At 59.4% G+C, this 8,348-nt stretch carries 10 protein-coding genes and 1 pseudogene; 6 read left to right on the top strand and 5 right to left on the bottom strand.

Annotated features, from left to right (window positions below):
* Positions 1–139: pseudogene (locus AC4ELS_RS02030) on the bottom strand (cytochrome P450); the annotation flags it as partial.
* Positions 140–353: 214 nt separating this feature from the next.
* Here AC4ELS_RS02030 and AC4ELS_RS02025 point away from each other — a divergent pair.
* The 6 genes from AC4ELS_RS02025 (at position 354) to AC4ELS_RS02000 (ending at position 5,613) form a co-directional block, all read left to right on the top strand.
* Positions 354–1,556 carry a cytochrome P450 gene (locus AC4ELS_RS02025; RefSeq protein ID WP_499045554.1) on the top strand — a complete coding sequence of 401 codons (1,203 nt, stop codon included), beginning with the start codon at positions 354–356 and terminating at the stop codon, positions 1,554–1,556.
* Entirely contained in the window at positions 1,523–2,176 is a 654-nt protein-coding gene (locus AC4ELS_RS02020) for a hypothetical protein (RefSeq protein WP_499045552.1), read from the top strand. The genes AC4ELS_RS02025 and AC4ELS_RS02020 overlap by 34 nt, the downstream gene beginning before the upstream one ends.
* A gap of 348 nt (positions 2,177–2,524) precedes the next feature.
* On the top strand, positions 2,525–2,764 hold the full coding sequence (locus tag AC4ELS_RS02015) for a helix-turn-helix domain-containing protein (protein ID WP_499045550.1): 240 nt from the start codon (positions 2,525–2,527) through the stop codon (positions 2,762–2,764).
* A gap of 81 nt (positions 2,765–2,845) precedes the next feature.
* A complete protein-coding gene (locus AC4ELS_RS02010; protein WP_499045548.1) occupies positions 2,846–3,781 on the top strand; it encodes an SDR family NAD(P)-dependent oxidoreductase in 936 nt (311 codons plus the stop codon).
* A gap of 224 nt (positions 3,782–4,005) precedes the next feature.
* Positions 4,006–5,172 carry an amidohydrolase family protein gene (locus tag AC4ELS_RS02005; RefSeq protein ID WP_499045546.1) on the top strand — a complete coding sequence of 389 codons (1,167 nt, stop codon included), beginning with the start codon at positions 4,006–4,008 and terminating at the stop codon, positions 5,170–5,172.
* A gap of 45 nt (positions 5,173–5,217) precedes the next feature.
* A complete protein-coding gene (locus tag AC4ELS_RS02000) occupies positions 5,218–5,613 on the top strand; it encodes a nuclear transport factor 2 family protein (protein ID WP_499045544.1) in 396 nt (131 codons plus the stop codon).
* Positions 5,614–5,670: 57 nt separating this feature from the next.
* Here AC4ELS_RS02000 and AC4ELS_RS01995 read toward each other — a convergent pair whose 3' ends face one another.
* From AC4ELS_RS01995 to AC4ELS_RS01980, 4 genes are all read right to left on the bottom strand, one after another.
* A complete protein-coding gene (locus AC4ELS_RS01995) occupies positions 5,671–6,054 on the bottom strand; it encodes a limonene-1,2-epoxide hydrolase family protein (protein WP_499045542.1) in 384 nt (127 codons plus the stop codon).
* A 116-nt stretch (positions 6,055–6,170) separates the two neighbouring features.
* Positions 6,171–7,373 carry a cytochrome P450 gene (locus AC4ELS_RS01990; RefSeq protein ID WP_499045540.1) on the bottom strand — a complete coding sequence of 401 codons (1,203 nt, stop codon included), beginning with the start codon at positions 7,371–7,373 and terminating at the stop codon, positions 6,171–6,173.
* Positions 7,374–7,472: 99 nt separating this feature from the next.
* Complete coding sequence (locus AC4ELS_RS01985; RefSeq protein WP_499045538.1) at positions 7,473–7,946, bottom strand: CAP domain-containing protein; 474 nt, start codon at positions 7,944–7,946, stop codon at positions 7,473–7,475.
* A 45-nt stretch (positions 7,947–7,991) separates the two neighbouring features.
* Complete coding sequence (locus AC4ELS_RS01980; protein ID WP_499045583.1) at positions 7,992–8,297, bottom strand: DUF732 domain-containing protein; 306 nt, start codon at positions 8,295–8,297, stop codon at positions 7,992–7,994.
* Between the last annotated feature and the right edge of the window lie 51 nt (positions 8,298–8,348).

Genomic DNA, 8,348 nt, shown 5'->3' with positions numbered 1-8,348 from the left:
AGAAGTCGTGCTGCTCGTTGTAATACAGCGGGGCCTCTTCCCTGATCCGGGCAAACACCGAATAGGGATCCATATTGAGCTCGACGCTGTACGGGTCGTAATACAGATCGGCCTCGGTAGGCGCGGTAGGGGTAGCCATCAGATCTCCAGAGGTGCGTTGGGCTTGCTGAACCGTACGGCGGACAACAGGGGATCCTTTCCGGCTCCCCGCACTCGTCGAAACCCGTGCGCAAGGACAGGTCGGCATCCGCCCACAGTGTTGTCGCAGAACAGAAGAGATACTACCGTGTATCTCAGATACCGATGAGTATATCGATACTAGTCGGCTACAACGACTGGAGGCCCAGGCAGCAATGACCGCTTCGACATTGGTGTTCGATCCGTTCTCTGAGGAGTACTTCACCAACCCGTATGACACATACCGCCGCATGCGTGATGAAGCGCCGGTCTACTACAACGAGCAGTACGACTTCTACGCCATTACCAGACACACCGACGTGGCGACCGCATTCAAAGACTTCGAAACCTACTCATCAGCCAAGGGAATAACCCTCGATCAGGTGCTCGCCGACGAGACCTACGACCCGTTGATCATCATGATGGATCCGCCCGATCACCGTCGGATGCGTGGCTTAGTCAACAAGGTATTCACACCCCGGGCCATCACAGCGCAGGAACCTGTCGTCCGCAACATGATCATCAAATATCTGACGCAGGCGAACCCCGATGACTTCGACGTGGTCGCGGACTTTTCCGCCTTGTTTCCAGTCGAAGTGATCGCCACCATGCTGGGCGTACCTGAAGAGCACAGACAGCAGATCAGGCTCTGGCTGGATAAGACTCTGGAGCGCGAAGAAGGCCAGATCGGTTTGAGCGAAGCCGGCCGTGAAGCGAGTATTCAGACCGGCATGATGTATTACCAACTCATACAGCAGCGACGCGCCAAACCGTGCGACGACATGATCAGCGGATTGATAGCCGCCGAAGTTGAACGTGATGACGGCGGCCGAACGTGTCTCGACGATATCGAGATCGCGGGATTCGCAACCCTACTCGGGGGCGCGGGTGCCGAGACGGTGACCAAGCTCATCGGCAACGCGATCGTCACATTCGAACAGCATCAGGACCAGTGGCAACAACTGCGCTCCGATCGAAGCCTCATCCCGGCCGCTGTCGAGGAACTGTTGCGATATGAGGCCCCCGCACAGTATGCCGTCCGCTATACGCTCAAACCTTGCCATTTGCACGGGGTTACGATCCCCGCGGGAAAGGCGGTTCTCCTGATAGAAGCCGCCGCCAATCGAGATGAACGCGCCTTCGACGATCCAGACCGATTCGACATCCACCGCGACCGCACCCAGGCGCAGAACCTTGGGTTTGGATACGGCATACACAGTTGCTTGGGCGCAGCGCTGGCGCGCTTGGAGAGTCGAGTCGCTCTAGATCACCTACTTGACTTCATGCCGCACTACGCTGTCGACCACGACAGCCTTCGGCGAGTGAACATGACAAGCGTCGCCGGATGGAGCAACGTGCCTGTTCGGATATCGCGATGAACGTCCTCCCTGGGGGCCAAACCTGGGAATCGAAACCTCATGTGCTACAAAGAAATAGCGAACCTCGCCACGACACTTCGATTGATTCGGACAGAGTTGATCGCCCTTACCGGGTCCTGGCTATTGCCACGGACCTCGATGACCTCCTGTGGTTCGCCGGCGGCTGGATGTTCGACCGCGCTTCAGCCGGCTGGACGGTCGATGTCGTAGTCACTTCACAACATAGCGACCACCGTCCGCTGACCATTCTCGGCGCGAACCCGATACACCTCACGGCAATCACCTCACCATCGGAATCCACACCGCCCCTAGAGGTACTGATCGCGGTGAGTTCGGTGCACCGAGAAGGGCTCTCCCGCGATTACGCACGCGAAGCGTTTGACCGCGGCAATCCCGATATCACCATCTGGGGAGCGATCCGTGACACCGACAGCGCGCCCCTGAGGACAGTCACACATCATCTGAGCCCTGCAGCCCGAGCATTCAAAATCCAGGCATTGCTCGCGGCGGGAAGACGCGTCGACACCGTCGCGAGCACCGAGCAAATGTGGGCGCCTCGATCACGCAGGCACTTGAAAAACCTTCTCACATCCGGGAAGCCACATACAAAAGAGCAATGATCACGGGGCTTCCGCGATGGACGCGTCGTGGAACGGGACTTCGGAGCTGATGACGGCCGAACACAGCGGACGGATACTACGCCGTTGTCAGCGATGGTCGCCGCGCCACTTGAGCCCGGCGAGCAGGGAGCCCCTCTTACAACGGTGGATTAAATGTATAACACCGTTGCACTTTTGGAGGCTTGTGGCTAGCATCACAATGTCCAAGCCCGATGATCACAGGTCGGGTCCATCAGCGGAGGAAGCGCATCACGCAGGTCGCCGTACCCGCGGCGGCGAAGCGACCGAGCGCGACAGCCCCTTCGCCTCCAGGGAGAGAGCCGTGCGAACAACAGATAGCCACTGGCAATGACGGCTGGGTCGCTGACTTTGGTACGCGGGCTGGCCACGCTGCGACTGGTGGCAACGTCACAGAACGGACTATCCATCCAAGAGGTTGCCTATCACGTCGGGGTGCATCGGACCGTCGCATCCCGAATGCTCAATACCCTCACAGAGTTTGGGCTGGTCAACAGGGGCAAAGATGGCCGATACCGCTCGCCTGCCAATTTGACAGTCTTTGACCCCGTCAACAACGGCGGGGCCTGAGCGAGGGCCCGCTCATGCTTCCTCCTCAACAAAGAAATTGACCGTCGCCTCCCGTACCAAGCCAATCGAGAAAGGCACTCCATGACCGAACTTCGGTTCGATGGCCGCACCGCGGTGGTCACCGGCGCGGGCGGAAACCCCAGCCTTGGCCGTTCCCATGCGCTCCTGCTGGCCGAACGCGGCGCAAATGTCGTCGTCAACGACATCGGGCGCACAGCAGCGCCGGGTTATGCAGGAACCGCGTCGGCCGAGGAGGTCGCCGATGAGATCCGCCGATCGGGCGGAAACGCTGTGGCAGATGGTAATTCAATCGCGACCGAGGAAGGCGCGTCCGCGCTGATCCAAACCGCGATCGAGGCATATGGTCGAATCGATGTGCTCGTCAACAACGCTGGCATATCGATCGCCGCGGCATTCGACGAGATGACGTCACGCGACATCCAGCAGCACATTGATATCAATCTCATGGGCACGATCTGGACATGTCGTGCCGCGTGGCCACATATGAAGGCTAACGGTTACGGACGCATCGTCAACACAAGCTCGGGTGCGTTCGCGGGCGCACCCCTTCTCGTGGCTTACAGCGCCAGCAAAGGCGGCATTTTCTCGTTCACCCGCGCGCTCGCCGGCGAGGGCGAGGCATTCGGCATCAAGGTCAACAACCTCAATCCGGGTGCTTTCACCCGCATGGTCGCCGCCCAACAGGACAAGAGCTCGCCGATGTACCAGTTGGCGCAGGCCAGCTTGCCACCCGAGTTGGTCGCCCCCGTCGCCGCGTTCCTGTCGCACGAGAGTTGTTCGGCAAATGGCGACACCATCAACGGGGTTGGCGGTCTGGTGAACCGGGTATACCTGGCCGAAACGGGAGGCTTCACGGCAAATCCGTTGACCATCGAGATGGTCGCCGAGCGGTGGACTGACGTGATCGACGGCACGCCGACCACTGCCGTGCCGGTCGCGGCCCACGATCCTCGCGATTGGAACGTCAGAGAGTATGTAGCTACCGAACGCGGTTAGCCGAACCCCTATGCGCATCAACTTGTTCCGGCGCACATCCGACTGAGACCGGATCTCGCTTTCCACTTCACGACAAAAAGTACAACACTGTTGCAATGCGGACGAGATGTGGCTAGCATCACATTGTCGCGAGCCGCAAGAGCTCCACCAGAGTGCTGATTGGAAATGCTTCCACGGACCGTGATGTCCGTTGTCCTGCAAATTAATTCGACGGAGAGGTCGCCATGCTCGACGAACGCCTTACATTCGAGAACCCATTGACCGCCGAAGCCGGCATGATCGTCGACCGGACCGGCCAGCCCCGAGCGGCCGCGAAGCTGTCGCAAGACCTCGTCCTGGTGTCTGCCGACAACCACATCGAACTCACCGAGGACATCTTCTACGAGCGGTTCCCCGCAGACCGTCGCGAGGCCGCCCCCCGCGTCTGGTTCGACCGCTACTGGCGCGTCGGCTTCCCCGACTCGATGCAGGCATATCCAGAGTCCGCTGACGTGGACACGGCGCTGGCCCGCTCGGTCCTCAACGACGGGTTCGAGTTTGGAGTCCGCAACCGCCATCTCGATGCGGAGGGCATCGACAAGGAGATCGTCTATCCGCAGAGCCTGCTGGCCTTCATCCGCTATCCGGACCAAGACATGCAAGAGCTGATGTACCGGACGTACAACGAGTACATCGCAGAACTCGACAAAAAGAACCCCGGTCGCTTCTACGGAGTCGGCATCTGCAGCAACTGGTGGGACCCGGACCATGCCGAACAAGCCGTCCAGCAGATTGTCGACCTCGGTCTCAAAACTTTCATGCTCCCGTTCAGCCCGGGAAAGAACGCCCAGGGCCAGGCCATCGATTACGACAGCCCGGAGATGGACCGCTTCTGGGCATGCGTCGCCGAGGCGAACCTACCGGTCAATTTTCATATCGGCGAGGTGCCATCCTCGGGCGGCCGAGGCGGCTTCGGAACGTTCTTCCTGATGCAGGCTGCGCCCTTCCGCCGCGCCTTCGGCTCCCTCATCTTCGGCGGCATCTTCGACCGTCATCCCAACCTCCAGGTCGTGTTTGCCGAAGGGGGCATCAACTGGATCGCCGGTGCACTCCAAGACGCCGAGCTCACCTACGGCGCGCACCGCGAACTGTTCGGCTGGCCGATGAAACACCGCCCGAGCCACTACTGGCAGAACAACATGTACGCCACCTTCCAGACCGACACGATCGGACTGAAGCTGCTGGACTATCTAGGCGCCGACCGAGTCATGTGGGCCCAGGACTATCCGCACAGTGAAGGCACATTCGGATACTCCGCCAGCGCGATCAACGAAGTCGTCGCTGCAACATCGCCTGAGAACGCCCGAAAGATCCTCAGCGAAAACGCAATCAACCTGTACAAGCTCACCTGAGCGATCCGAAGGAAGCACATCGAAAACATGGTCGAGACTCAGTCGGTGACAGAGTTGAATCGTTCAATCATCGAGCGCTTCTATTCAGCAGGAGCGCGCGGCGATATCGAGACAATGAAGGACTACCTGGCGGACGACGTCGTCACCTACGAGCCGACGCACCTGCCCTTCGGAGGTGAATACCGCGGGAAAGACGCACTGGCCACTGTTTTCGCGGCCGTGGCTCAGATCGCGGATGTCACTCAGTTCAAGATCTACGACATCTTGGTCGATGGTGACCGAGCAGTCGCCTTCGGTGGGTATCCACTCGATGACACCGGAGGGTTCACACGCTTCGCCGAAGAGACGCGATTGGCCGAGGGCAAGATTGCCGAGATCCGCGTGTACTACTACGACGTGCAGTCGATGATCGGAGCGGCACATACGGAATGTCCACGCTGAACGCAAAATGAGAGCCTCGCTCGGTATGCCGAGCGAGGCTCTCATTGCACATCGGTCTCAAGACACCCCGGCCGAACCGAATCCAGGGTCCCCATCCGCCCGCCAGAAGTATTCCCGCCAAGCCACTACCTTGCCGTCCCGGACCTGATAGGCGCCCATTACCGGCCACATCAACGACGTGCCTTCCATGATCCAGTGATCGAAGCGCTCCATCAAAACCACATCCCCGTCGACAGCAAGATGACGAATCTCGAGATCCACGACCTTTCCGCGCTCGAAGAACACCTTCATCAAGTCGTAGATCGCCTCACGTCCAGATACTTTCGGCCAGTCGGGACCGATGTCAAATGTGGCATCTTCGGCGAAATGGCTCATCACTTCGTCGACGTCATTCGTAGCCCACGCAGCAATCTCTGCGCGTACAACATCCTCGGCGCTCATCGACACTCTGCCTTTCCTTGTTCTTCGTTGGCGGACAACTTGCGTACAGCTCTTCAAATTCTCAGTTCTTCTAGGTCAGTGGTACCGCACCTGACCATGGCTCAGCTCATTCGGCGCTACCGCAGGAAGACGGGCATGGATTCCCAGCCGCGCACTGCCGAGGTGGATGTCAGTCTGGCGTTGGTGATATCGACATCCCACTCCGGGAAACGCTTCAGGACTTCCTCCAGTGCGATCCTTCCTTCAAGGCGGGCAAGTGCTGACCCGAGGCAATAGTGGATGCCGCGGCCAAACCCTAGATGCTGCGGGGAACGCCGATGGATATCGAAAACATCACCGTCCGGCGGGAACTGACGGTGATCGCGATTGGCGGCAGCGAGCATTAAAAGCATTACGCTGCCTTCGGGCACCGTCTGCCCGTAGTATTCGACGTCCCGTGTCACGTACCGGGCCATGTTCGGGCCGGACGGCTCCAGGCGCACTACCTCCTCAATAGCTTTGGGTATGAGCGATTGATCCTCGGCGAGCTGGCGGCGCTGTTCTGGGTGTTCGGCCAATACCTTGCCTGCCCAACCGATTAACCGGTTTGTCGTTTCGTTTCCTGCGCCAACGACCAGGCTCGCGTACGCACGCAGTTCGTCAGGCAGCAGCCGGCGAGTGGTGCCGGTCTGGTCGACGAACTCGACGTTGGCCAGTTCAGAGATGATGTCGTCGGACGGATTCGCCACTCGCCACTCGACATACTCGGCAAAGAGCTCGCCCGCGTCGATGTTCTCGGGAGCGACCTCCATGGGTTTACCGACCTCGGTGCGCAGGTTGGCGTCCCAACGTTCTCGGACCTCGTCGAGGTGCTCGTCGGGCATGCCCAACAACATGCCGATTACCCGCATAGGCATCCGAGCACCCAGGTCTGCGACGAAGTCGAATCGATCGCTACCGACGAAGGGGTCCAAACAGTCAGCGCAATATTCGCGAATCTTGGGCTCGAGTGCGCTGATCTTGCGCGGTGTGAACATCCGGGCCAGCAGCTTGCGGTGGATGTCGTGAATCGGCGGATCTTCAAAGATCATGAACCCCGGCGGGATATCGATGTTGGCTTTGACGGTCTCCAAGACGTCACCTCGGGCGGAGCTGAATGTCTCGACGTCTACTGCTGCACTGTCAACATCGGCGAACCGGCTCAGCGCGTAGAAGTCGTACTCGCTGTTGTAGTAGAGCGGTGCCTCCTCGCGGAGACGGCCGTACATCTCATACGGAGAGATGCTCAGCTCTACGTCGTAGGGGTCATACCAAGCATCGGTTACAGCTCTGGTTACCACGGATTTCGCCTCGCAGACATCATGATTGACCTTCGAATCACCATCGCAATGGCAACGGTACTACAACACTGTTGCACTTTTAGCCCAATGTTCTATTTTTCAGGAAGTTCCATGCGGGGTCCCATATAGCGCCACCACAACCGTGCGGTCGACGCTGTTCTCCGACCACACCCCCATAACCGTGTGGGCACAGTCCTGCATGATCGCCCGGTACTCAGGGTTGAAATACCACTGGTTGATGAGTTCGATGCCGCTGATGGCCAGAGCTGGGTGGATCGCCACGGTCTCTGCGACGGCGCCTGGAAATCCCGCGGCATCCGCCCGATCCTGCACAGTAGAGCCGTCAGATCCGATGTCGCCGTCCAACGCACGTGTGTTCAACAGGTCCTTGGCGTGCCGTTCGGCGGCGAACTGCAGTTGCGGATTGATCTTGACGTCGTTGGTGCAGCCGGCCTGATGCTGAACTGTGTACACGTTGGCCACGACACTGTCGTTGAGCCGCTTGTTATCAGCTTGCGCGGCAGGCATAGTCAGTGTCGTCAACGCTGCGAGCACCACCGCAGTACTTGCCATAGAGCGTCGCGATCTCGGCGGCATCGTTGCCTCCTGGTTGTCTCGTTACGGCCCGGACGCGCGATGGTGCGCCGCGGTGTTTCGTAGTTGCCAGATTGACGCCGGACAGAGCTCGTTAGTCGCCTGAGTGATCAGATACGCAGCTTGGTACTCATCATGATTGTCAAAGTCCGCCTTCACATCTGCGATGAGTTGCGGGTATCCGCGGCCTGCGACGAGCTTGTCGCAGATGCCTTGTCCGTATGCCAACGCGTCGGCGGGTCCAGCGAAGTTATAGCCCGGACGCACCGCCACATTGACCAGATAAGCAGTGGCGTCTGCCCGTGTCATCGGCGCCGAAGTGCACGACATTCCGAACGCCGTGGTCAGTATCACCGCCCGATCGGTGAACTTTCGAATGCC

Source organism: Mycobacterium shunyiense (genome assembly GCF_058270035.1).
Note: the sequence above shows the minus strand (reverse complement) of the source record. Positions and strands in the feature narration are given on the sequence as shown.

Excerpts from the sequence above, each read along its gene's own strand:
- AC4ELS_RS02025 (WP_499045554.1), top strand. The coding sequence starts at position 354 with ATGACCGCTTCGACATTGGTGTTCGATCCGTTCTCTGAGGAGTACTTC.
- AC4ELS_RS02020 (WP_499045552.1), top strand. The coding sequence starts at position 1,523 with ATGGAGCAACGTGCCTGTTCGGATATCGCGATGAACGTCCTCCCTGGG.
- AC4ELS_RS02015 (WP_499045550.1), top strand. The coding sequence starts at position 2,525 with ATGACGGCTGGGTCGCTGACTTTGGTACGCGGGCTGGCCACGCTGCGA.
- AC4ELS_RS02010 (WP_499045548.1), top strand. The coding sequence starts at position 2,846 with ATGACCGAACTTCGGTTCGATGGCCGCACCGCGGTGGTCACCGGCGCG.
- AC4ELS_RS02005 (WP_499045546.1), top strand. The coding sequence starts at position 4,006 with ATGCTCGACGAACGCCTTACATTCGAGAACCCATTGACCGCCGAAGCC.
- AC4ELS_RS01995 (WP_499045542.1), bottom strand. The coding sequence starts at position 6,054 with ATGAGCGCCGAGGATGTTGTACGCGCAGAGATTGCTGCGTGGGCTACG.
- AC4ELS_RS01985 (WP_499045538.1), bottom strand. The coding sequence starts at position 7,946 with ATGGCAAGTACTGCGGTGGTGCTCGCAGCGTTGACGACACTGACTATG.
- AC4ELS_RS01980 (WP_499045583.1), bottom strand. The coding sequence starts at position 8,297 with ATGTCGTGCACTTCGGCGCCGATGACACGGGCAGACGCCACTGCTTAT.